The sequence below is a fragment of the Candidatus Leptofilum sp. genome (assembly GCF_965223525.1).
Classification (GTDB): Bacteria; Chloroflexota; Anaerolineae; order Promineifilales; family Promineifilaceae; genus Leptofilum.
This window is the reverse complement of sequence record NZ_CBDCWX010000005.1, coordinates 2,562,763-2,586,226: the sequence shown is the minus strand read 5'-3', so window position 1 is coordinate 2,586,226 and position 23,464 is coordinate 2,562,763. Positions and strand designations below refer to the sequence as shown.

Sequence of the window (23,464 nt, the reverse complement as noted above, 5' to 3'; positions counted from 1 at the left end):
GTTTATTTTGCAGATCAATCTTAAGGGGCAAATGCTTGCCAAGCGGGGAGGGCTTCCCCTGCAAAATCGAACAGTGCCAGATTTTCCCAAAGCGAGCCACAATCGGGCGTGGTGATGTAGTCGGGTGCCCAGTAGAAGAAGCCTGCGCCGAGGTTCTGGGGAACTTGGGTAACGGCCGTTCTCACATCCGCCACAAACGCTGCCTGACCACGTTTAGTTGCTGGGTAGCCAGTTAACAACTGCCCCTCCTCGCCAACGGGGTTGTGCACATCATCAGCCCAGGCCAGTGTCCACGGATAGGCTGTTTCTACCACCACAATCGGTTTGCCGTAGCGTGAAGCCAGCCCTGCCATATTTTGCTGCAAATCAAGAAAATTTCCGTGCCACCACGAGTAAAACGAGAGGCCAATTTGGTCGAACGGCACGCTTTGGGCGGTGAGGTTATCAAAAAACCAGCGGCTGCGGCCTAAATCCCCGCCTGAATCAATGTGGATCATGATGGGAATCTGGTCTGCGCCGGGGAAGCTTTGGGCGACGCCAGCTTGTGCAACATTAAGCAGTGCCGCAAATTGGGGCCAATTGTCTTCGTAGCCTGCACCAAGACGGCCATCTGGCCACAAAAACCCGTTCGTAATTTCATTCCCTAACTGGATCACGTCTGGTGGGGTGCCCTGGGCGTGCAAAGCTGAGATGACGGTGCGAGTGTGGTTAGTAACGGCCGTTTGCAATTCTGCAAAAGTTAAATCAGCCCAGGCAGCCGGTTTGGTTTGGTTCCCAGGGTCTGCCCACGTATCGGAGTAATGAAAATCGATCATCAACCCAAGATCGTGCGCCTTGGCACGTTGAGCCACACCTAGCACTTCATCCAGTCCACTTGCGCCATCGGCAGGGTTTACCCACACGCGCAGCCGCACAAAGTTGACGCCTTGGGCAGTCATGAAGGCCAACGATTCAACCTCGCTTCCATTTTGTGTGAAACGGCCGTTACACTGCTCCATCATCGGCAAAATGGAAACGTCCACACCGCGCATGAAGAGGGGGCTGGTAGCTAGTGGTTGGTGGTTAGTAGCTGGTGGTTGGGGTGTGGCAGTTGGTATGCTTTCAGTTGAGAGTGATGTAAAAGTAGGAACGGTCGTTTCAGTCTGACATCCCACCAGCACCAAAATGAGCCACCAAGCCAGAAATATCCCCTTCTTCGTCTGTGTTCTCTGTGGCAAAACCCTAAACATGCGTGCCAAAGCGCAGCAGATGACCGTTGTTGTCCTCAATCGTGAATTCGCGCAAGCCCCACGGGTAGCTCTCCGGCTCACTGCGAATGGTAACACCCTGTGCCTTGTAGGCGGCAAACAGTTCGTCAATGTCGTGGCTCACAAAAATGTAAAGGTAGCCAGAAGGCGCAATTTCTCGCTCTGGTGCCATCTGCGCCAGTTGCAGCACGGCACCACTGCCAGACCAATCTGTGCGAGAAACACCGCCGTGCTGTGGCGGGTCGCCAAACAGAAAGTCAATGTGGAAGCCTAATTTGTCACGGTAGTAGACGGCCGTTTCCTCCACATCATCCACAAACAAAACGGGCTCCGTCCGATAAAATTTGGTCGCCTGCTTCGGAACTGATTCCCTGCGCCACTCATGTGCCCACAGCCCAAATACCAGCATGATGTGCTCTTGTTCTCTATGGCCATACTTCAGCGGTAAACGCCCCTTCAGGCGAAAGTTCAGCTTTTGCGCCACTCGCTGCGAGGCTAAGTTGGTCTGATCAATCCACAACTCTACGCGGTCATACCCCTGTTCGTCAAAGCCAAAGCCCAACGCCACCCGACACGCCTCGGCGGCAATGCCCTGCCCCCAAAACTCTCGCCGAATGATATAGCCCATCCCTGGCACCCGCGTGCCGCCCAGGTAATTCACCAGGCCAATCACCTCATCACTTCCCTTGAAAGAGATGACCCAATAGTACGCTTCAGGATGGCGCGTATCATTTTTTAGCTGCGCTTCGGTAACGCTGGCAGCCGCATGCGGGGGTGAAGGCATAAAGCGCATCGTCTGCGGATCGCCGTACATTTTGTTCAAATCGGGGAGGTGTCGGGGGTGGAATGGCCGTAAAATCAGCCGCTCCGTTTCTAACGTTTTGGGATCATTCATGTGCCATTACAATCCTAATGAACGGCCGATTATCTCCTTCATCACTTCGTTGGTTCCCGCGTAAATCGGCTGCACGCGGGCATCCAGGTAAAACTTGGCGATGGGATACTCTAGCATGTAGCCGTAGCCGCCGTGTAGCTGCAAACATTGATCCATCACCCGAACTTGCAGATCAGTTGTCCACCATTTGGCCATGGCGGCTTCTTCGGCCGTTAGGTTACCCGCATTCAACTCCATAATGCAGCGGTCTACAAAAACGCGGGCAATTTGGGTTTCGGTCGTCATTTCGGCCAGCTTGAAGCGGCTGTTTTGGAATTTGCCGATGGGTTGGCCAAAAGCAGTACGCTCCTGGCAGTAGCGGATCGTCATCTCCAACGCTGCTTCGCAGGCGGCAACGGCAATCACGGCCACGGAGAGCCGCTCCTGCGGCAACGAACTCATCAGATAATAAAAGCCTTTGCCCTCTTCGCCCATCAAGTTCTCGGCGGGTACTTTTACGTTGTCGAAGTAAAGTTCGGCCGTATCTTGTGCCTTCAGGCCAATTTTTTCCAAATTGCGACCTCGCTCGAACCCATCCATCCCTTCCTCGATCACCAGCAGGCTAATGCCCGCATGTCCCTTGTCCGGGTCAGTTTTCACCACGGTGATAACAGCATCGCTGTGAATGCCGTTGGTAATGAATGTTTTTTGACCATTGACGATGTAATGGTCGCCCTGGCGAACGGCCGTTGTCCGCACACCCTGCAAATCACTGCCAGCCCCCGGCTCGGTCATCGCTATGGCCGTAATCATCTCGCCAGAGATCATCTTGGGCAGCCAGCGTTGCTTTTGCGCGTCGGTGGTGTATTTAAGGAAGTACGGCATGTTCACATCATTGTGCAAACCAAAACCCACCCCAGACGCCCCAGCACGCGTCAACTCCTCCACCACAACGGCATTGTAGCGATAATCATCAATCTCCAAGCCACCATACGCTTCGGGGGCATCCATGCACAAAAAGCCCAATTCACCAGCCTTTAGCCACACCTCGCGCGATACAATGCCGTCATGCTCCCACTGCTCGTGGTAGGGCACAATTTCGTTCTCTACAAAACGACGCACAGCATCGCGGAACATGTTGTGTTCGTCGTCAAAAATGGTGCGTTTCATTCTACATATCTCCTCAAAATGGCATTATGCCGGTTTACACCCAACGGTAATGATGTAAGTTTGCAGACACAAAAATCGATCATTTGCAATGGCATTTTGTAGGTAATTAGCCCATTGGTCAGCTTCTGTTTCACTTACCACACCTGCCTTTTGGGCAAAATATATTTCTTCTAAGTACGGTGAACTAACTTTCTTTTCCTCATAATTTGTAAAAACCTGCATGATAGGTTCCACGTGCACATCCACCAATCCAAATTCTTTAAATTTACCGTAAAGTTGATGAGCAATCCCCCCTTGTGGCATTTGGTCGCTACGAAATCGCACAAAGCGATGATTCACATCTTCAAATGGTGTATCAATTATTAGGGAGTCATGATCTGGATCCGCGATAATAATTTTTCCGCCTGGCTTTGTGACTCGTATCAGTTCTTTTAGAGCCGCATCGGGATCAGATAAATGTTGAAATGTCTTGTCGGCGCGACAACGATCAAAGAAGTTATCTGCAAAATCAAGCGCATAAATATCATTTTGTTGAAACGTAACTGGCAAATTTAGCACTCTGGCGTTCTTATTCGCGGTGGTAACCATGGCATGACTAAAATCAATGCCATACACATGCCCGGACTGGCCAACCTGTACTGCCATTTGTATGGCATCTACCCCTGTACCACAGCCAACATCAAGTACAAAATGTCTAGTCTGTACATCAGCTAACGCTAAGGTGAGCTGTTTATTCCTAAGGAGCGTACTATTTTTGGTGTACTGTTCATGAAGGCAGTTGACAAAATAGTCTGGATCTTCTGCGCGGTCAACATCAGCAAAGCTGTTCGTTTTTGTCTTTTTAACCATGATCGCACATCCTTGTTAACGGCCGTTGCTACACCAATCCCAGAATTTGCCCTTCAACAAACAATAATTTATGAGATACCTGCTTCTAGCACCGCAGCAGCATCTAGTAAAGCAGCCTCGGCACCGGGGGCGCAAGCCAGCATGACGCCAGGCACCAAGCCGGTTTCCGGGTCTGGGTCTTTCCAGGCAGGTACGGTGATGGCTGACAAATTCATGTAGTTGCAGAAGGTCATCGCCGTGACGGTGCCATTTACGCCAGGCCGTAGCGAAGCGCGATTCATCTGGCCATGCTTGGGTGCGAGGACGCCAATGGTGGGCAGCAGCAGCACGCCATCCTCGCCCAAAAGCTGATACAAATCAGCCCGCGCCTGCTCATAAGTGCGAATAATTTCGGCCACGCGCCCAGCCTTGCGCGGTTTAATGATAGGCACGATGGCGATAAGTTGGAAAAGGCCACTGTAAATTGTGCCGCGTCGCACTGCCTGCTTCAATGTTTCCGTGGCCAGGCTAAATTTCTGCCCATCAGCCGTGACGAGCATCTCGTAAAATGGTTTTTCTAGCTCAGCGGCTAAGATTTGTTGCAGGTTGAGGAAGTGGGTTTTTACATCGGGGAACGGCCGTTCCTCAGTCACCAGCCCCGCCATTTCCAACACTGTTTGGGCCATGGTGTAAGCTGCGTTGATACAATCAGCTTGGGCTTCCAGCTCAAATTGCCGGGGGATGATGAGGCGCAGGCCACTCGGCGATTTTGCCTCTGGCAGCGGCGCGTTGGCAATGACGCCGTACACCAATCGGGCATCCCGCACAGAACGCGTCAGTGGCCCGACACCTAGCCAGGAATCCAAAAACAGCCCTTGCAAATCGGGCCAGATGCCCTGCTTACTCACCGCGCTAGAAGTGGGTTTGAAGCCAACCACGCCACAAAAGGCTGCCGGGATACGAATGCTGCCCAAAATGTCGGTGCCAATGCCCAAAGCGGTGGAGCCAGACCCAACTAGTGCTCCCTCACCGCCGGACGAGCCACCTGGCACGCGGGATTCGTCGAGAGGGTTGTTGGTACGGCCGTAAATCAAATTATCCGTCTCGCCCGCCATAGCAAACTCCGGCACGTTGCTCCGCGCCAGAATAATGGCCCCGGCATCCCGCAGCTTTTGCACGACAGGCGCATCTTCCGTGTGGGCAATCGGAGGCATACGCCTGGAACCAGCCGTGACTGTTTGTCCAGCCATGCCAATCGTCTCTTTGATGCTAATGGGTAAGCCAGAGAGTAGCCCAGAGCGGGGATTTTTAGCTTCGGCCAGGGCTTCATCCTTAAAAACGTGCGTTGCCGCATTCAAACGCGCCTGATTTGCCTCTAATCTTTCAAGATGTTCGGTGACAATGGAAACGGCCGTGCGCTCCCCACTTTCCATTTGCCGCAGCAGTTCAGTGGCATCAGGTCGAATTGGTTTCTTCAAAAGTTCCCCCTCGTTTGCTTACAATACGCCCAATCTAGCCAGAGCAGCATACGAAATAAGACCCACCAGCAAAGAACCAACTATTCCCTGCCATAATACAATGCTGTTCAAAACCAGGAAAACCGCAAACATCAATACCAAAACAAGCCAATTTCTGCGATTACGTACCTTATTCATTTCGTTATCCTTATTGTCCAGCAGTGCCCAAATCGCCCAGCGCCACATCAATCCGCGAGAGCGTGACGGGGGAGTCCCAGCGCAGCTTCAGGTTTGCCTGCAACGAGGCGGCTGGCACAATAAAAACGTGGTTGGCAGAGACGGTCTCTCCCGTTTCGACAATCTCTGGCATGGTTTGCAAGGCGGCTCCAAAGGCCACATTGGTTTGCCAAGACTCAAATTCGTTCAGATATTCGTCTACCAGGGAAAAGTCGCGGCTGGAAACGGCCGTTTCATTCTGGTTGGTCACGCTCACCGTTGGCACCACGTAAACATAACCCGTGGCAATGTTGCCGTCGCTGGCATAAACCTCCACATCGGTTACCTGAACTACCACGCCGCTGAGAGCTACAGAAAAGTTGAGTTCACCAGCGGCGTAATTGTAATCGGTGGGCAGCGCCTCTGGTGCTGGTTGGGCTTCACCGCAGGCCGCTACTGTCAGGAGCATTATCGCCAAAAATAGCACACTTCTTAATTTCACCGTTGTCTCCTCCTTCATTGGTGTGTTGGGGTAGTGTAAAAGGCAAATCATATAACTAGCTGAATTTGTCTCAAATCTATTGTGATTTGCCCCATTGCCAGAATAATACCTTACTTTTACTGAATCACGAATGGCGCGAATAAAAATTCGTTCTATTCGTTTATTCGCGAAATTCGTGATTCCATTTACAAATCATCGGCCAAAGCAACCGCATCGGCAGGTTCGACAACCACAATCTGGTTTATTTGTGTTTTCGCAAAGCGGCAAGCAGCGGCGCGGGGACGGCCGTCTCCCTCCACCACCAGCGACCATTGCGCCTGTTCAATCAGCTTGGCTAGCGCCAAAGATCGGCCCAGCGTCAGGGCAAAGCGGCGCGCACCAGCTTCCAAAGCGTTCCGATCGTCGGCCAGCTTACCTTGCAGCCACTTCATTGCCTGAGCCACGGCCGTTTGGGCCACCTCACCTGCTGCTTTGAGACGGCCGTCTGTCACCGAATTCATGCAGCGATCTATTTCGCCGGACAAAGCCAGCAGTGGCTCACCAGATTTCCCCAACGCTCGCAGCGCATCCAGCGAGAGTACGTTGGTGGTGCCTTCCCAGATGGGTAGCACCTGGCTGTCCCGCAGCAGCAGCGGCAGACCCGTGTCCTCCACGTAGCCTGCGCCGCCAAACGATTCCAGCACTTCGCTGGCAACGGCCACCGCCTGCTTGCCCGTAGTTAGCTTGACCAGCGAGGTCAGCAGTCGCAGCAAATGCGCCTCTTCTTCACTAATTTCGCCCGCCTCATCCTTACCAATCAGCTCCACCAGGAAAAAGGTGAGGTGAAAGGCAGCTTCCGTTTCTGCCTGCATTTCGGCCAGCGTGTCCAGATGCAGCGGCTTTTCAGCCAGGGGTGCGCCAAAGGCGATGCGCTTTTGGGCGTAGCTGCGGGCTAGCGCCATCCCGCGCCGCATAAACGCTGCCGCCGAGATGCTGTTCCAGGTACGCGTCAGATGCAGCATCGGCACAATGTTACGCACGCCGTTGCTCAGACCCATGACGGGAACGGCCGTTGTGCCGCGCAGCATCAATTCGGCCGTAGGCACTTTGCGCGTGCCGAGTTTGTCCTTCAGCCGCAGCACCTCAATGTTTCGCAGCGAGCCATCCTCGTTGTGCGTTTCCAGGTAAAACAGCGCCAGTCCCTTGCCGCCAGGTGGGTTGCCTTCTGGGCGAGCCAGCGTGAGCGTCATTTGGGAAGTGGCGGCAGAGGTAAACCATTTACGGCCGTACAGCAACCATTCCTCCTGCTCATTCAATTTAGCGATTGTTTCAGACAGGCCCACGTCAGAGCCGCCTGTTGATTCCGTCATCCATTGGCCGCTGGTCCAGAATTGGACCGGATCGCGGCTGGTGAGGTGCAGCACGGCGCGATCAATCAGTTCCTGGTTGCCAGACACAACCAGCGTGCGGGCGGCACCGTCGGTCATGGCCAGGGGGCAAGTGTACACGTCGGTGGATGGATGGAAGAGGTAAGCCAGGGCAAATTGGTAGATGCGGTCGAAACGGCCGTATTTGCCCTCGTAAGCCGCAGCGACCACCCCAAACTCAGCCGCCAGCTTTTCCGCCTTTTGCCACAGCGGGGAAACCTCAATTTGGTCAATGCGGTTGCCCCACGGGTCCCACTGGGTTAGCACAGGCTCATTGAGTCGGTCAGCAAGCTGCATTTGGTACAGTTCGCCCCCTGCCAATGCACCCATTTCGCGGAGCGGCCGTGCCACTTCAGCCAATACCTCTGGCGGTAACACGCGCCGCAAATAGCTCCGCAAAACGCGATCATCCTCAAACTGGTTGCCCAGCGTTGGCGGGGGTTGGTTGAATGGCTGGATTTGCATATTTCACCTTGTCAGGTAATCGGTTATCAGTAAACAGTAATCGGTGTTTTTCCGATTACCGATAACCGTTCACCGATTACGGCCGCATCACGCCACAAAGCGGAGCCTGCCACACAAGCTGGCTGTGTTCAGCAACGAGTTGGTCTAGCTGGGCGGCGATGTGGTCTGGGAAGGGGGAGGTGCGGCGGGTGGCCAGGTTGGCGTGGGAGCCAATCACCTCCAGCGTGGCGGCTAGCTTGCTTGTGGTTTCATTAAGCATAAAGTGGATGAAGTGGATGCGTTTGGCGGTACGGCCGTTTACCCGCGTATGAATCGCCACCGTCTCCCCCACATGCACTTCCGCTAGGTAGCGAATATGTTGCTCCAAGGCAAACGCCCCACCGTTGGCGCTGTGATAATACGCCTCATCCATGCCAAATGAGGCAAAAAAGCCCCAGGCGGCATCATCAAATAACCCCATGTAATGCCGAATGTTCATATGCCCCATCACGTCCAGATACGCTTCTGGAATAGTGGCGCGGTGAAAGCAGGGAAGCTGTTGAATTCGGTTGAGCGTGAGTTCTTTCATTTTGGAATTGGTAACGAGTAATTGGTAATTGAACAATTGCTAATTACCAATTACTCGTTTACATAATATCTCCATACGCCAGCTATCGTCTCCACACCAACCTTCCCCTCCGCCTGGAGCAAATCAGCATAGCCGATGAGCATCCATAGCCCGGCAAAGCGCATGGCAGGTGGATAATGAGCGTACATTTCGTTCACGAGGTCGTTGGCTGTGCAAGTGCCCTGCTGAATGAGTGTCAACGCCTCCTCTTTGCGTTTATGAATGCGGCTGCGCTGCTTTTGGATGAGTTGACGATGGTTTTGGAATGGGTCGCCATGTCCTGGGTAAACCGTGTCAATGTCTAGTGCTTCGCATCGCGCTAGTGATTCCATGAAAATGGGTAGGCTGGGCTGGCGGGGTTGGTTGGGTAACGGCCGTTCCACAATCGGCGTTGGCGTTTTGGGCAGCAGCATATCGGCCGAGAGGAATTGGAGGCTCTCTGGCTGGTAAAAGCAGGTCTGGTGGCTAGCGTGACCCGGCATGTGCAACACTTGCCAATTTGTCCCACCTATTGCCAATTCATCCCCTACCCTGAAGGTTTGAATGCGCTCAGAGGGAATTGGCGTCGTTTCTTCACCCACTTTAGCAAAATAGGCCTGCACCAGTTGGGATGCCTCTTCTGGCAAGCCAGCCTGCCGCAAAAAATGGTTACGATAATAGGCCAGCCGCAGCCCGAACATCTTTTTGGGGTTGGTAAGCCATTCAGGAGCTAAATCTGAAACCCAAACCTGGCAATCGCTCAGAGCCAGAATGCGCGTGGCCAGCCCAAAATGGTCTACGTGGGGATGGGTGATGATGATGCGGCGAATGTCGGCAGGCGTGAGGCTATGTTGCGATAAACCAGCCTGCAATGTAGCCCAACAAGCCTCGGTATCCACGCCACAATCTACCAAAATCGGCTCAGGGTCGGTAAAAAGGTAGCTATTGACCGGCCCAACGTTAAATTCAGTCGGTAGCTCAATGCGAATGGGTTTCATGCTGGAATTGTACTTGAAATTCGTTCCCAGGCTGCAACCAACCCTGGCGTTTACAAAATCAATCACGAATTTTACAAATGAACGAATTACGCGAATATCTATTCGTTCAATTTGTCAATTCGTGCTATTCGTGATGCTCAAATTTAGCTAACTCTGGTGAAGGTGTGGTTGCAACACGGCCGTTTCCACCCAATCATCGGCCCAAAAACGGTGTAGCTGAACGGCACGGCGCAGCATCCACAGGTGGGTAGAGAGATGGAGTGTGGTTGTTTGTTGGGCAACGGCCGTTTCCAATTCAGCCAGCCCCCACCATTTAAAGGCACTCCCCGCCATATCATCGCCGGGAATCACTTCGCCCCCTTCATACTGGAACAAATAGTAGATACCCACCATGAACGGCACATTTTCGTCGTAGTGGAAGGTGTGACTGTGCAGAACGGTTAACGGCCGTACCTGAATCTCCCCTACCTCTTCACGCACTTCACGGAGCATCCCATCCAAAATCGTTTCGCCTGCTTCTAGCCCGCCGCTAACCGTTTGCCACTCATTACGGCCGTTGCGCCGCGGCGATGAAAGTAGCAACAGTTGCTCATTTTGGTTAATAATGATGGCTTGGAGGGCAATGGCTGAAGTGGCAAACGGCCGTCCGCGCTGGCTCACAACAACTGGCTGATTCTTCAAAACATCTTCCCCTGAATAGAACGCTGATTTTTATCTTTTTGATCAGTCAAATCATGATAATCAGCGTTCTGTTTTATTTTCTTGAGCCAGCCATTGCAACATGGCGCGAACTTGTGTAGCATGACCCGCCGTTTTGTAATAATCATGCACGTTTTGCCACGCTTCTGCGTCGGGAACGGCCGTTTCATATGGGCAATCCACCAATTCCAGCACATCCGTCTCTTCATCCAGTTCCAGTGAGATACCCTGCGCCACGGCCGCTCGGCATTGTGCCTCAATAGTGTTGAAGTAGGCAATGTTGTCTAGCAGCAGTTGCCGCCCAGCCGTGACAGGCGCGTGGCAATAAAGTACCGTCTCAGCAGGCAACGCCGCCAGCTTCGCCAGCGATTCGCGCATTTGGGGCAAACCATCCGGCGTACGCGCCATCGGGTACGGCAGTTCGGCCGCATCGGCCGCCAGCACCGTTTCAATTTCAGGCAAAAACAGCGAATAATGATCGTCGGTATGGCCAGGTGTGGGCAACAGTTCCAGCGTGAGATCGCCGCCATCAATCACAAATTTGTCTTGGATCAGCATGTTTGGCGGGGTAAAAACCACTTCGCTAAAAACCTCTGGTTCCAGCTCTTTCATCTTCGCCAGGTACGTCGCTGCTTCTGGCTTCTGGAATTTGGCGGGGCTGAGGTGGCTGCCAATGATCGGTGCAGGGTGCAGGGCTACTTCGGCTCCGTCCGGTACAGGCTTTTCCCCCACAAACAGTTGATTTCCCCAAGAATGATCATAGTCGGCGTGGGTATTGATGACGAGGAGTTGACAGCCGTTTACTAAGTGTGGCTGGGCATATTCCAGCATTTGTGCGGCCGTTTGGGGGTTAATCACCGTGTCTACCAACACCACAAAGCGGTCAGTCACAACGATGAACGTATCCACCAGCTTGCCATTGCGGCAAACGAGGATTCGTTCATCCCAGCCTTGATTTTCTATAAGTTGAAGTTCATTTGTGTGAGCCATATGTTTTCAAGTTTTCAGGTGCGGCAATAGCTTAATCACCTAAACACCAATTCAGACAACAACTGGCAATGTGAAGACAAACCGGCTGCCTACATCATTTGGCCCGGTTTCTACCCAAATACGGCCGTTGTGAGCCTCCACCGCCAATTTACAATAAGACAAGCCCAAACCAAAGCCACGCGGCCGTATGCCGCCCGTTTCCACCTGGGCAAAGCGATCAAAAATGCGTTCCCGCTCTTCGGGAGCCACACCGGGGCCTTCATCAATTACGCTAACTTCTACCATATTGTTCTGGCGAACGGCCGTTACCGTTAGTGGCCCGCGCTTGGGCGAATATTTGATGGCATTATCTACCAAATTGGTAATCACCCGCCGAATCTGATTAGGATCAGCCAAAACGGTCGGCAAATCTTCCGGGAACTGTTCCGTCAGAGTCATCTCGCGCTTGGCCAGCGCAAAAGCGTTAAGCTGCATCACTTCAGTCATTAGGGTTGCAATATTTGTTGGTTTCCGTTCGCCTAGCGGCCGTCCCGCCTCAAATTGGGCAATATCCAGCAGCGAATCTACCAAATCCTGCATCCTCAAATGAGACAGACGGGCAATCTCTAACAGTTCCCGATTTTCTTCCAGCACGTCCTCTGGCAGCACCAGCTCTAGCATGTTGAGCGCGCTAAATAAATTGCCCAGCGGGTTGCGTAAATCATGTACTACCAGCTCGCTTAGTTCCTGGCGACGCTGTTCCATCTGGCGTAACGCCTCATTTTCCGACTGCAGTTCCTCCACCTCAGCACTCAGTTCCCGCCCGATGGCTGTGTTTACCCGCGACATCTCTTCGGCTGCCCGCAAGCGACGGCTTAAAATTTCCATCATATTGGTGCCAAAGTTGGGATCAATTTGCAGCAGCTCAAAAAAATCGTGCCGATGAATGCCCAGCAAACGCACGTCGTCCAGCGCCACAATGGAGGCAGAGCGAGGTTTGTTATCAATGATGGACATCTCCCCCACCACTTCACCCGGCCCACGATAATTGACGCTGGCTGGGCGAGAGAAATCTCCCTGCACCACCGCCACTCGCCCAGACCAAATGAGGTAGGCAATGTCGCCATAATGCCCCTCATGCACCACAATTTCGCCAGGGCCAAAGCGATGTTCGATCATCACTTCGTCTAGCACTTTACGGTCTAGCGAAGAGAGCAAACCAACGACTGTGGAGCCAGCGGCCGTTTCCGTTGGGTCAATGGGGGTAGGCTGGGCAGCCTGAATAATTTCAAATTGTGCTTCCGATAATTTTCCCGTTTTCATGACGGTTCTGCCTGTATTGACGCTATTGACGCGCCTTGAGATCAATTCTTTGAATGAATGTTGATTTACAACTACTGTACATCGGGGGATCAGAATAATGTGTTTGCGCCAAACGCTCTTTGAGCTGGCTATAGGCAGCAGCATCTTCGGGATGCTGCCGCAAATAATCACGAAAGTTGAGATGACGGGCTATCTCTGAATGGCCTTCTGCGTAAACGTGGATATGATGAGTATGGTGTTCATCACTCCCTTTGCGGAAGTAATGTCGGCCAAGTATGCCATTTTCGCCTTTGCTCAGGTAACCCAACTGCGCCATTGGTTCGATAAGGTTGTTGACGGCCGTTACATCCTCCACCACAATCAAAATATCTATAATTGGTTTGGCCTTTATGCTGGGAATAGCTGTGCTGCCAATATGGTGTATGGAGACAAGGATGGGTTGAAAAACGGCCGTTAAGCGTGCCGCCTCCGTTTCATACTGCTCAATCCAAGATGGATCATGTGGGATGACAATAACTTTTCTGCCCATTTTACGGCCACAATTATGCCGCATTCCCCGCAAAGACGCACCCTACCGGGCAAAAATAAGCTCAATCCAGATCAAACCCGTTGTATGGTTCGGGCGCATTGGCGTGTTCCTCAATTTCCCAGGTTTTGCGCCACAAGGAGCTGGCACCGTCAATGCGAACCGATTCGCCGCTGATGTAGTTGGCTCCTGGTGAAAGCAAAAAAACAATGACAGCGGCCGTTTCGCTCTCCGTTCCCATCCGCTTAAACGGAATATCTTGCACCACATTTTGGATAAATTGCTTGGCCACATCTGGGTAGTTATCCAGTCCGCTGGATTCGATGAGGCCAGGTGCCACTGCGTTGATACGAACGCCAGAACGCGCCCACTCCACCGCCAGCGTTTTGGTGAGATTCTCAATGCCTGCTCGCGCCGCCGCCGAGTGGGCCATGCCGGGGAAGCCGCGCCAATTTTCCATCAGCATATTCACAATCACGCCCCCATTGTCGCGCATCGTTTGGGTGAATGCCTCGCGGCACATCAAAAAAGTGCCGGTAAGATTGGTTTCTACCACCGCATGAAACCCTTTTTTACTGATAAATTCGGCCGGGCTCAAAAATTGGCCGCCTGCATTGTTTACCAATCCATGAATGCGCTCCCGCGCCGCCAACACGTCGGCGAACAACGCTTGTACCTGCGCCTCTTCACGAATGTTACAGGTGAAGTTGCTAGATTCGCCGCCAAGTTGGGCAATTTCTTGGGAAACGGCCGTTAACTTTTCCAACGTCCGTCCCACCAACACTACATGCGCCCCCAGGCTGGCCAACTCAATTGCCGTCGCCCGCCCAATGCCACTGCCGCCCCCGGTTACAATGATGGTTTGTCCAGCAAAAAGATCATCTCTAAAAACAGACCGATAGTTCATACATTTTCCTGTTTATGCAAATCACAAATGCGTTAATCTGTGTCTGGCTCTTTTTCGATTAGGTCACTGTCTGGCAACGGCCGTTTCCTCCGATTTTTGAGCCGTGAAAACAGCGAGGAGGAGTTCGTGGGTTGATAGTTAGCCAGTAGCAAAAGGAAACTGGAGAGTACGCCCAAGCCCAGGATGATGTAGACAATCGTGAAGATTTTACCAACGGCCGTTTGCGGCGAAAAATCCCCATACCCCACCGTCGTCAGCGTGATAACGCTAAAGTAAAACGAATCGAGCCAGCTCCACCCTTCTACCCGATGATAAAACCAGGTGCCGCCCAGCAAAATGAGTACCACCGACCAAAACAGTCCGCGAAACTCTGGCTCTTTCAAGCCATCCCGAATGCCGCGAATAAGCCGCAACAGAAAAATAAATAATGCTGGCATAAATTAGAATTTTGGCCACAGGGAGCACAGAGATTTTAGAGGTTTTTCTCTTATTTCTCTGTGTCCTCTGTGGCAAATTAGCCCTTCATCACTTCAACGGCCGCTTTTGCCATGAGCGGAATCATGGGGCCAAAGGCAGCAAAGCGTTTGTCCTGCGTCTGCCCTCGTGCAAATCTTATGTAAATTTGGGCAATGATCACCACCAGCCGAAATAGCCCCAGCGTATGGTAAAAATTGATGTTGTGGACGGAACGGCCGCTTTTCATTGCATACTGTTCCACCAATTCCTGTCGGGTCAAAAAGCCCAAATCCCCAGTGGGCATCATTGCCATCTGCTGAAAATAAGGCGCGTCCGAAGGCTCCGTCCAGTAACAGAGCAATGCCCCCAAATCAGACATCGGATCGCCTAGCGTACACATATCCCAATCAAAAATAGCCACCATTTGCCCGGGATCATTTTCGGCCAGCATCACGTTGTCCAGCTTATAATCGTTGTGTACCAGCGAAAAATCGGTCGAATTAGGCAAATTGACTGTTAGCCATTGGTAAATCGCCTCCATTTCTGGCAAGTCGGCTTCTTTGGCTGCTTGCCACCGCTTGTACCAGCCTGCCACCTGCCGCTCAATAAACCCTTCCGGCTTGCCCAAGTTGCCTAAGCCCAACGCAGCGTAATCCACCGCATGGAACTCAGCCAGCGCGCCCACCATCGCCTCGCTCATACGGCGAGCGGCATCTGGCAAATTGGCAAATTGGGGCGGCATCTGGCGGCGCACCACGACGCCCTTGCGCCGCTCCATTACAAAAAAGTCTGCCCCGATGTGCGCGGGATCGTCGCAGTATAGAAAGGCACGCGGCGCATAGGACAGTACCTGATGCAACACAGAAAGCACCTTGTACTCCCGCGCCATGTCGTGCGCCGATTTGGCCACTGGCCCCAGCGGTGGGCGGCGCAAAACGTACTCGTGGCTACCGTAATCCAGCAGATAAGTCAGATTAGCCGCCCCACCGCCAAACTGCCGCACAGTCAATTCATTATCGCTGCCAGGCAGTTTGCCTCGTAAGTAATCAACCAATCGCGCCTCATCAAATTGCTCATCTGGCCTTACTTTAATCGTATCCTTCATCGTTCACTATTTCCCACACCGCAATTTGACTGGTCCAGAAACGGCCGTTGTCCCAAATACAGCGCATAAAACCATGTTTCATAAAGCAAGGAAGGCAATTTTGACCGCCAGGTTTGGTATCGTGTCGTCAGCGTTGGCGAAGGTGTAATATTCAAGCCCAAATCGCTTGCCATTGTTATTGCTCGTTTCATGTGCAATGGATCACTGACTAAAACGGCCGTATCCCAGCCTTGCTCTTCCATTATCATACAGGCTCCAGTCAGGTTTTCATACGTAATCGTGGAAGTCATTTCTACAAAAATATCTTCTTCATGAATTCCTTGAGAAACGGCCGTTGCCTTTCCCACTTCAGCCTCAGAAACATTATCACCATCGCCAACTCCGCCCGTAAAAATGATATAATCAACAACATCTGATTTTCTCAATTCAACTGCATGATTGATTCGCTCTAGGAAAACAGATGAGGGTTCATCGCCCCACACAGCAGCACCCAAAACGATTGCTATATCAGATTCACGCCTCTCTGTTTGTGTTGAAAAAAGAACTATCTCAATTGCTAAAGCAAAAAACAGCGCGAATGAGCCAGCAAAAAATGCAAAAACAAATTTCCTGGCTCTAAAACCCCGCACATTTTCAACAATTTTCACTGAATACTGATCACTGCTTACCGTTCTCTGCTTACTGGTATTTTGCAAAAATACGCCGCGCCACCGACCATTTATGCACTTCATCCGGGCCGTCATAAATGCGGGCGGCGCGCTCATGGCGGAACCAGTAGGCCAGCGGCGTATCATCCGTCATGCCCAGGCCGCCATGCACCTGAATGGCGCGATCCAGCACCGTTTGTAACAAGCCAGCTACGTGAAACTTAATCAGCGAGATGTCGTCACGAGCGGCATATTGCCCCGCTTCGTCAATGCGCTTGGCAGTGGCCAGCACCATGAGCCGAGCCGCATTAATCTCGGCGCGGCTTTCCGCTACCCAATTTTGGATGGTTTGTTGGCCTGCTAACGGCCGTCCTGGAGCCACCTCTCGCTGCAGAGCATACGTACACATCATTTCAAACGCCCGTTCGCAAATGCCCAGCCAGCGCATACAGTGATGAATGCGTCCCGGCCCCAGTCGCTCCTGGGCGATGGCAAAGCCCTCTCCCTCTTTACCAAGCAAATTGGTGAGCGGTACACGTACACCATCGTAGCGCACTTCGGCGTGGCTGGCCCAGCCGTCACCCGGTTCACCCATCACAGAGATGTTGCGAACCAGCGAATAGCCTGGGGTGTCCAGCGGCACGATGATTTGGCTGGCGCGGGCGTGGCGGCTGGCTTCTGGGTTGGTAATGGCCATCACCACGGCAAACGCCGCCCCATCTGCCGAGCTGGTAAACCATTTATGGCCGTCAATGATGTAGCTATCGCCTTCGCGGACGGCCGTTGTACTCATTATCGTCGGATTTGAGCCAGCATGTTCCGGTTCCGTCATTGAAAAGCAGCTACGAATCTCACCCCGCAGCAACGGTATCAGGAACTGCTCTTTTTGCTCCGGCGTGCCATGGTCAATCAGGATTTCCATATTGCCAGCGTCTGGCGCCTGGCAGTTAAATACATAATGTCCGATGGGCGTCTGACCCAACTCCTGGCTCATCAGGCCGTGTTCAAACAGCGTCAGCCCCAGTCCGCCATAATCCAGCGGCACCTGCGGCAGCCAAAGACCCAGCTCTTTCACCATTTGTCGCTTCTGCTGCAAAACTGGCTCCAGCGCGTTAAACCCATCCGCCAGATAAGCTGGCTCCAGCGGAATCAACTCCTCATGCACAAATTCGCGGGCAGTGGCCAAGATTTTTTTTAGTTCAGGGGAAATGTTGAACACTTTGTTGCTCCTGTTGAGCGGCAATGGGTGAACGGTTACCGGTAAACGGATAACCGATTACGGATTACTGAATACTATTACCAATAAATTGCCCACCATCAATCAACATCGTCGCGCCGGTGGTAAAGCTGGAGGCATCTGAGGCCAGGTAGAGTGCCATGCCGGTTAGCTCTTCCGGTGCGGCCATGCGGCCCTGGGGAATTTGCTTCATCACCATCTCGTTAAGCTGGGGGTTACTCCAAATGGCGGCACTAAATTTGGTTTTGATGAAGCCAGGAGCGATAGCATTGACCTGAATGTTGTCAGCCGCTAGTTCTGCTGCTAATACTTCTGTCATCATAAGAACGGCCACTTTGCTCACGCAATAAACTCCCATACCCGGTTGTGGAGCCAAGCCCGCAATGGAGGCAATGTTGATGATTTTGCCACCGCCCCGTGCCCTCATGCTGGGCACACACCCTTTGGCAACGCGAAAATATCCCTTCACGTTTACGTCTAGAATTTTGTCCCAATGACTCTCTTCAGCGGTCAGCATGGGGCCAAAGTGGGGGTTGGTGGCGGCGTTGTTCACAACAATGTCAATACCACCAAATGCTTCGGTGGCTTTAGCCACCAATTCATTGATGGCTGCATCGTCCCCCGTGTGGGCAGCAATCGGCAACGCCTCGCCACCCTTGCTGCTAATGAGTTCGGCCACCTCATCCAGCGCAGCCTGCTTGCGGCTGGCCAATACAACTTTGGCCCCGGCAGCGGCATATGCTTCGGCAATGGCTTGCCCAATGCCGCGCGATGCGCCCGTGACCAAAGCAACTTTCCCGGTTAGATCAAAATCTGGCTGCTTGCTCATCTTCTCCCTCGTGTGGATTGGAATTACTGAATGTGGAATCTGCCAAACTATAAACGGCAGGAGGTATTTGTGCAAAGCGGCCGTTTTGACAAAAGAAACAGGTTTACTGGCAAGGTAGTGGATACCCGCCTTCACGGGTATGAAAAATCACGCAGGTTTCGTAATTACGGGGAATTTATGAGTTAGCTTGGCCGTCAGCCACTAGCATGATATCGAAGGTTGCGCCTTCATTCGGTTTGCTATCAATAAAAATGGAACCACCTAAACCGTGAATGAAGTCGCGGGTCCAGAAGAGGCCAAAGCCCATCCCTTTGCCTTCTTTGGTGCTCCAGCCCATCTCAAAAATGTGGGGCAAATCTTCGGGGCGGATGCCCACCCCGCTGTCGCGGATGAGGATTTGCAAGCGGTTGGGGGCCTGCAGGCGGCTGGCTACGTGCATGGAGCCAGATTTGTTCTGAGCAACAATGGCTTCGTATCCATTTTTGATGATGACACGCAACGCTTCGGCGAGCATGTCTGGCGCGGTGTGGATGGTGGGCAAATCATCGGCCAGGCTGAGCGTGAGAGTGAGGGTGTGATCGTTGGGTAAATTGAGGCTGTACTCGGCGTTGGCAACGGCCGTATCCCCCCGCCGCCATTCAGGAAACTGTTCTCGCACGGCCCGAATCAGGCAATCATTGACCTGCACTGCCTTGTCGGGGGTGAGCCGCCACGGTTCATGTAAATTATCAAGCAGGCGCAACGATTTTTCGATTCGCTCAATCATCCGGGCGTTCGTTTCTGCCATTTCCGCCTTTTGGCTATCCGAAAAATCATCAATACTTTGCAGCATTTGTAGGTAGGTGCTGATGATGCTGAGATCGTTCCCGAGCCCGTGCACGGCGGCGGTGCCGCTAAAGGCCATCCGACCAAACAAGGCGGCAATGCGTCGCTGCTCCTCAGCTTCACGGTAAAGGCGGGCGTTGCGGATGCCCGCTGCCGCCTGCTGACCAAAGGTGGTGAGTAGCGTTGTTTCCCAATCGGTGAAATGGTCGCGGCGGGAGGCAACAAATAGGTTCCCTACCACCTCATCTTCAACAAAGAAGGGCACAGCGATAACTTGACGGATGCCCAACATGCGCTGGGCAAAATCGGCAAGGGATTTGTTGATGAACGGCCGTAACAAATCATGCAAATGGGCTGAAGCAAGAAACTTCTGGGGACGGCCATCTATGCCCTTCACAGCCCGCACGCTGAGATTGTTTTGGTAACGTGGTTCGTCCAGATAAACAACTGATTTGGGGCTAAGCAGCGACATGCCCGCTTTCTTTTCCAGATGGCTAAGAATTTGGGGGGTGTCGTCTAGGGCGTAGGCACGAACCGGCAGCGCATTGCCATTTTCCAACGTGGCCACCATCGCGCCTTCGTAGCCTAGCTCTTTCACCACGGCATCCACCACCGTTTGCAGCACGCGGGTTTCGTCTGTCATGCGGGCTTGCAGGCCAAAAATAACGCGCTCCAGCGACTCCATCGCCGTGAGCCGGTAATTGTTTTGAATAGCGGCAGCGGCTAAATTGCCAAACGCTTCTAAAAAGTCGGAATCTCGCTTGGTGAAGCTGTCTTGCGTCAGTGCCATGATGGCGCCAACAACTTCTTTTTGCACCACTAAGGGTACAGCAATCACTTGGCTAATGTTGAGTTCACGCTGGATTTCGTCGGCAGTGGCACGGTCTGTTAACGGCCGTAACAAATCATACAGTCGTTCAGAGAGTAAATGTTGGTGGCCGGGTTCGTTAACCACGCGGGCAGTCACGCCATTCACTGCGCTGACGCCCAAATTGTACCGGTGGCGGGCATTGTTGAGATACATCATCGCTTGCCCTGGCTCCAGATTGACGTGGCTTTGGGCAAATACCTGCTGCAAACGGCCGTTTGGCACCGTAAAAGCAGACGCCCGCACGTAAAGCCCCATATCATTTTCCAGCGTGGTGGCCAATGCGCCCAAACAGCCTAGGCGATTGACGACATCATCCACAATCTGCTGCAAAACGGATTGAAGCCTCGGCGAGACGCGGGCATGATGCTTGCGGTTAAGATGTATCACAAAGTTCCTTCTCTTCTCGCAGGCCACACAACAAAAAGCGAGAGATCATTGCCAATAAATATATTGTAGCGACTCCCGCGAAACTCGCTGTAAAAAAGAAGCAAAAAGTGAGCAATTAGGACTGATTTCCTAACCCTCCGCCGGAATTGTTAGAAGTTTTGTGAGAGAAGTGCCGGTTATCGATAAACGGTGATTCGTAATCCGTGACCACTACCGATTACCGTTTACTGAATACCGATTACGGGAACTACGGCCGTTCTAAAATATGGGTCACAATGGTGGCACCGCTGCCGCCAATGTTTTGCGTCATGGCGATTTTGGCGTCGGGGATTTGGGCCGCGCCTGCCTGCCCGCGTAGCTGCAGCGTGGCCTCGGCCAGTTGGTACAAGCCCGTCGCCCCCACTGGATGGCCGCGTGCCTTCAACCCGCCCATTGTGCAAATGGGGATACGGCCGTCTGGGAAAATCTCGCCCTCTTGTGCAAAACGTACCCCCTGCCCCCGTTCAGCAAAGCCCGTCGCCTCCAACGAGAGGGCAGCCATCACGCTGAAGGCATCGTGCAGCTCAAACAGATCTATGGCTTCTGGCACCACGCCCGCCTCGGCATAAGCCCGCTTTGCTGACTGCTCTGCCGCTTTTAGCCAAAGCATATCGTGCCGGTCGTGGACTGCCAGCGTGTCAGTAGCTGACGCAGAGCCAGCTACGCGCACGGCATTTGGTGCTTTTGCGGCAGGAACCAGCAGTAGCGCAGCCGCGCCATCCCCAATGGGCGAGGCATCGAACAGGCTGATGGGGTCAGCCACAATGCGCCCTTTTTCATACGTGCGTTGGCTAATCGCTTTTTGGAACATGGCGTTGGGGTTGTTGGCACCGTTGCTGTGAGCATTCAGCGCGAACGGGGCAAAATCGTTCCGCTGGTAGCCGTATTCGTGCATGTACCGCCGCATAATCAGAGCGTTTAGCCCCACAAAGGTGACGCCGTGAACAATTTCATAATCGGCGTCGGCAGCGGTGGTAAGGGCGGCGGTGGTCTCTTTGAATGGGGTTTCGGTCATCTTCTCCACGCCGATGACCAGCACGGCATCCAGCTCACCGCTGGCGACGGCCAGCAAACCCTGGCGCATGGCGGAGCCAGCAGAACCGCAAGCGGCTTCCATTTTTACCGCTTCCGCGCCGTGCTGGTTTAGATGATCGGCAATGAGGGCGCCTAGCTGCATTTGCTGATTGAGGACGCCGCTGGTCATGTTGCCCACGTAGATGGCGTCTACCTTCTCGACACCCGCATCCTGCATGGCGGCACGGCCTGCGGTGACTGCCAACTGCCGGATGGAGCGATCCCACTGTTCACGAACGGCCGTTTGCCCCACGCCTAAAATTGCTACTTCACGCATAAAAGTCTCCGTAGTTGCGAGTGGCTAGTGGTTAGTGGCTGGTTGCTTTCGCACGCAACTAGCCACTAACCGCCAGCCACTAAAATAAAAAAGCTGGACTCACAAATGAATCCAGCTTCGAGTATCAACCCATTTTGCCGTCAGAAACTATCAATCGGGCAAAATAGCTCTCAAATGGTCTCAATTCACATCAATGGTTAAACCCTGAAGGTGACAGTCACTTAAAACAATTTTCATTGTGGCCTTGCCTCCAGGGAAAGTGACTGTCACCTAAGCAGCTAATTCACATCAATGGTTAAGGTCCAGTTGAAGCGGTCAGGGATACGGCCGTATTGAATCCCAGTTAGTTCGTCATACAATTTATTGGCAACCGGCCCTGGCTCGTAATTGTTGATGATGTATTCTTCATCCTGGTAGCCAAACTTACCAACCGGGGCAATGACTGCGGCCGTACCGCAGCCAAACACCTCGGTGATTTTGCCGCTCTTCAGGTCAGCCAACATTTCGTTCACTTCCACTGGCTCCTCGGCAACGTCATACCCCAAATCGCGCCCTAGCTCTAAAACCGACATGCGGGTGATGCCGGGCAAAATAGAGCCAGTCAGCGGCGGCGTTACAATTTTCTTGCCTTCGTACACAAAGCAGATGTTCATCGCACCCACTTCTTCTACATACCGTCCCTCTAGGGCATCCAGCCAAAGCACCTGAGAGTACCCTTTTTGCTTGGCTTGCTCGCCCACGAACAGGCTGGCGGCGTAGTTGCCGCCCGTTTTAGCATCCCCCACGCCACCGCGCACGGCCCGGCGGTATTGGTCAGAAATGTAAACGGGGACGGGGTTGAATCCTTCTTTGAAGTACGCGCCGACGGGTCCCACAATAACAAAATGCAGGTAATCACTGCTGGCGTGTACGCCCAAAGCTGGCTCGGTGGCGATCATGGTGGGGCGAATGTAGAGGCTGGCGCCAGGAACACTCGGCACCCATTCATGCTCTAGCTCAATGAGCTTAATGATGGCGCTGAGATGCTCTTCTGCATCTACCATCGCCATAGACATGCGGTGAGCGGAGTTGTTGAACCGCTTCATATTTTCCCATGGCCGAAATAAGTTGATATTACCATCGGCACGGCGGTACGCTTTGGTGCCTTCAAAAATTTCTTGGGCGTAATGGAATACGGCCGTAGACGGCGGCAAGCTAAAATTTTCGTACCGGCCAATTTTGGCACCGTGCCAGCCCTTTTCCGGGCTATATTTTTGGCTAAACATGCGGTTGGCAAATTTGTTGCCAAAGCCAAAGTCTTCAGTAGGGGGTGTTTTCAGGGTCGTCGGGTCTAGTTCAACAACTTCAAGCTCCATCGTAATCTCCTTCGTAAATAAATTTGCCACAGAGATCACAGAGAAAAGAGAGAAATCTGTAAACGCAAACTGCGCCATCTGCGAAATCTGTTGATTTTTATTCGTGGTGACCGGTGCAACTCCGGGATTTTACTTGGATTTAGCAGATGAGCCACCCGCCACTAGTACTGAAACCAACATCTTTTGACG

Annotated in this window: 22 protein-coding genes; all 22 read right to left on the bottom strand. The window is 52.8% G+C overall.

What is annotated here, in order from left to right; genetic code table 11:
• Nucleotides 1–20: 20 nt before the first annotated feature.
• Nucleotides 21–1,217: a glycoside hydrolase family 53 protein gene (locus tag ACOQPM_RS16810; RefSeq protein ID WP_420630428.1), complete on the bottom strand. Its 1,197-nt coding sequence runs from the start codon at nt 1,215–1,217 to the stop codon at nt 21–23.
• Between the two features lie 4 nt (nt 1,218–1,221).
• Nucleotides 1,222–2,142 (bottom strand): GNAT family N-acetyltransferase, encoded by a 921-nt coding sequence (locus tag ACOQPM_RS16805; RefSeq protein WP_420630427.1) that lies wholly within the window; start codon nt 2,140–2,142, stop codon nt 1,222–1,224.
• A 6-nt stretch (nt 2,143–2,148) separates the two neighbouring features.
• A complete protein-coding gene (locus ACOQPM_RS16800; RefSeq protein WP_420630426.1) occupies nt 2,149–3,291 on the bottom strand; it encodes an acyl-CoA dehydrogenase family protein in 1,143 nt (380 codons plus the stop codon).
• A 24-nt stretch (nt 3,292–3,315) separates the two neighbouring features.
• Nucleotides 3,316–4,140: a methyltransferase domain-containing protein gene (locus ACOQPM_RS16795; protein ID WP_420630425.1), complete on the bottom strand. Its 825-nt coding sequence runs from the start codon at nt 4,138–4,140 to the stop codon at nt 3,316–3,318.
• 68 nt (nt 4,141–4,208) lie between these two features.
• Nucleotides 4,209–5,597, bottom strand: coding sequence for an amidase (locus tag ACOQPM_RS16790; protein ID WP_420630424.1), 1,389 nt, complete (start codon nt 5,595–5,597; stop codon nt 4,209–4,211).
• Between the two features lie 187 nt (nt 5,598–5,784).
• A complete protein-coding gene (locus ACOQPM_RS16785; protein WP_420630423.1) occupies nt 5,785–6,294 on the bottom strand; it encodes a hypothetical protein in 510 nt (169 codons plus the stop codon).
• Between the two features lie 185 nt (nt 6,295–6,479).
• Nucleotides 6,480–8,165, bottom strand: coding sequence for an acyl-CoA dehydrogenase family protein (locus ACOQPM_RS16780; protein WP_420630422.1), 1,686 nt, complete (start codon nt 8,163–8,165; stop codon nt 6,480–6,482).
• Nucleotides 8,166–8,241: 76 nt separating this feature from the next.
• Nucleotides 8,242–8,733: an acyl-CoA thioesterase gene (locus ACOQPM_RS16775; protein WP_420630421.1), complete on the bottom strand. Its 492-nt coding sequence runs from the start codon at nt 8,731–8,733 to the stop codon at nt 8,242–8,244.
• Nucleotides 8,734–8,783: 50 nt separating this feature from the next.
• Entirely contained in the window at nt 8,784–9,749 is a 966-nt protein-coding gene (locus tag ACOQPM_RS16770; RefSeq protein ID WP_420630420.1) for an MBL fold metallo-hydrolase, read from the bottom strand.
• A gap of 147 nt (nt 9,750–9,896) precedes the next feature.
• Nucleotides 9,897–10,430: an NUDIX hydrolase gene (locus tag ACOQPM_RS16765; protein ID WP_420630419.1), complete on the bottom strand. Its 534-nt coding sequence runs from the start codon at nt 10,428–10,430 to the stop codon at nt 9,897–9,899.
• Nucleotides 10,431–10,490: 60 nt separating this feature from the next.
• Nucleotides 10,491–11,438: an MBL fold metallo-hydrolase gene (locus ACOQPM_RS16760; protein ID WP_420630418.1), complete on the bottom strand. Its 948-nt coding sequence runs from the start codon at nt 11,436–11,438 to the stop codon at nt 10,491–10,493.
• 51 nt (nt 11,439–11,489) lie between these two features.
• Nucleotides 11,490–12,740, bottom strand: a complete 1,251-nt coding sequence (locus ACOQPM_RS16755; protein WP_420630417.1) for an ATP-binding protein — start codon at nt 12,738–12,740, stop codon at nt 11,490–11,492.
• 22 nt (nt 12,741–12,762) lie between these two features.
• Nucleotides 12,763–13,269 (bottom strand): GrpB family protein, encoded by a 507-nt coding sequence (locus ACOQPM_RS16750; protein ID WP_420630416.1) that lies wholly within the window; start codon nt 13,267–13,269, stop codon nt 12,763–12,765.
• A 61-nt stretch (nt 13,270–13,330) separates the two neighbouring features.
• On the bottom strand, nt 13,331–14,173 hold the full coding sequence (locus ACOQPM_RS16745; protein ID WP_420630415.1) for an SDR family oxidoreductase: 843 nt from the start codon (nt 14,171–14,173) through the stop codon (nt 13,331–13,333).
• Between the two features lie 32 nt (nt 14,174–14,205).
• Entirely contained in the window at nt 14,206–14,610 is a 405-nt protein-coding gene (locus ACOQPM_RS16740) for a potassium channel family protein (RefSeq protein ID WP_420630414.1), read from the bottom strand.
• Between the two features lie 77 nt (nt 14,611–14,687).
• Nucleotides 14,688–15,734 carry a phosphotransferase family protein gene (locus ACOQPM_RS16735; protein WP_420630413.1) on the bottom strand — a complete coding sequence of 349 codons (1,047 nt, stop codon included), beginning with the start codon at nt 15,732–15,734 and terminating at the stop codon, nt 14,688–14,690.
• Complete coding sequence (locus ACOQPM_RS16730; protein ID WP_420630412.1) at nt 15,731–16,381, bottom strand: YdcF family protein; 651 nt, start codon at nt 16,379–16,381, stop codon at nt 15,731–15,733. The genes ACOQPM_RS16735 and ACOQPM_RS16730 overlap by 4 nt, the downstream gene beginning before the upstream one ends.
• A 31-nt stretch (nt 16,382–16,412) precedes the next feature.
• A complete protein-coding gene (locus ACOQPM_RS16725; protein ID WP_420630411.1) occupies nt 16,413–17,600 on the bottom strand; it encodes an acyl-CoA dehydrogenase family protein in 1,188 nt (395 codons plus the stop codon).
• A gap of 64 nt (nt 17,601–17,664) precedes the next feature.
• Complete coding sequence (locus tag ACOQPM_RS16720; protein ID WP_420630410.1) at nt 17,665–18,447, bottom strand: glucose 1-dehydrogenase; 783 nt, start codon at nt 18,445–18,447, stop codon at nt 17,665–17,667.
• Between the two features lie 175 nt (nt 18,448–18,622).
• A complete protein-coding gene (locus tag ACOQPM_RS16715) occupies nt 18,623–20,530 on the bottom strand; it encodes a GAF domain-containing protein (RefSeq protein WP_420630409.1) in 1,908 nt (635 codons plus the stop codon).
• Nucleotides 20,531–20,777: 247 nt separating this feature from the next.
• Nucleotides 20,778–21,920, bottom strand: coding sequence for a thiolase domain-containing protein (locus ACOQPM_RS16710; protein ID WP_420630408.1), 1,143 nt, complete (start codon nt 21,918–21,920; stop codon nt 20,778–20,780).
• Nucleotides 21,921–22,198: 278 nt separating this feature from the next.
• Nucleotides 22,199–23,275, bottom strand: coding sequence for a branched-chain amino acid aminotransferase (locus ACOQPM_RS16705; protein WP_420630407.1), 1,077 nt, complete (start codon nt 23,273–23,275; stop codon nt 22,199–22,201).
• Nucleotides 23,276–23,464 lie beyond the last annotated feature (189 nt).

What these genes read in the sequence shown, in the direction of transcription:
- ACOQPM_RS16805 (WP_420630427.1), bottom strand. Translation starts at nt 2,142, where the DNA reads ATGAATGATCCCAAAACGTTAGAAACGGAGCGGCTGATTTTACGGCCA.
- ACOQPM_RS16800 (WP_420630426.1), bottom strand. Translation starts at nt 3,291, where the DNA reads ATGAAACGCACCATTTTTGACGACGAACACAACATGTTCCGCGATGCT.
- ACOQPM_RS16795 (WP_420630425.1), bottom strand. Translation starts at nt 4,140, where the DNA reads ATGGTTAAAAAGACAAAAACGAACAGCTTTGCTGATGTTGACCGCGCA.
- ACOQPM_RS16780 (WP_420630422.1), bottom strand. Translation starts at nt 8,165, where the DNA reads ATGCAAATCCAGCCATTCAACCAACCCCCGCCAACGCTGGGCAACCAG.
- ACOQPM_RS16775 (WP_420630421.1), bottom strand. Translation starts at nt 8,733, where the DNA reads ATGAAAGAACTCACGCTCAACCGAATTCAACAGCTTCCCTGCTTTCAC.
- ACOQPM_RS16770 (WP_420630420.1), bottom strand. Translation starts at nt 9,749, where the DNA reads ATGAAACCCATTCGCATTGAGCTACCGACTGAATTTAACGTTGGGCCG.
- ACOQPM_RS16760 (WP_420630418.1), bottom strand. Translation starts at nt 11,438, where the DNA reads ATGGCTCACACAAATGAACTTCAACTTATAGAAAATCAAGGCTGGGAT.
- ACOQPM_RS16755 (WP_420630417.1), bottom strand. Translation starts at nt 12,740, where the DNA reads ATGAAAACGGGAAAATTATCGGAAGCACAATTTGAAATTATTCAGGCT.
- ACOQPM_RS16750 (WP_420630416.1), bottom strand. Translation starts at nt 13,269, where the DNA reads ATGGGCAGAAAAGTTATTGTCATCCCACATGATCCATCTTGGATTGAG.
- ACOQPM_RS16745 (WP_420630415.1), bottom strand. Translation starts at nt 14,173, where the DNA reads ATGAACTATCGGTCTGTTTTTAGAGATGATCTTTTTGCTGGACAAACC.
- ACOQPM_RS16740 (WP_420630414.1), bottom strand. Translation starts at nt 14,610, where the DNA reads ATGCCAGCATTATTTATTTTTCTGTTGCGGCTTATTCGCGGCATTCGG.
- ACOQPM_RS16735 (WP_420630413.1), bottom strand. Translation starts at nt 15,734, where the DNA reads ATGAAGGATACGATTAAAGTAAGGCCAGATGAGCAATTTGATGAGGCG.
- ACOQPM_RS16720 (WP_420630410.1), bottom strand. Translation starts at nt 18,447, where the DNA reads ATGAGCAAGCAGCCAGATTTTGATCTAACCGGGAAAGTTGCTTTGGTC.
- ACOQPM_RS16710 (WP_420630408.1), bottom strand. Translation starts at nt 21,920, where the DNA reads ATGCGTGAAGTAGCAATTTTAGGCGTGGGGCAAACGGCCGTTCGTGAA.
- ACOQPM_RS16705 (WP_420630407.1), bottom strand. Translation starts at nt 23,275, where the DNA reads ATGGAGCTTGAAGTTGTTGAACTAGACCCGACGACCCTGAAAACACCC.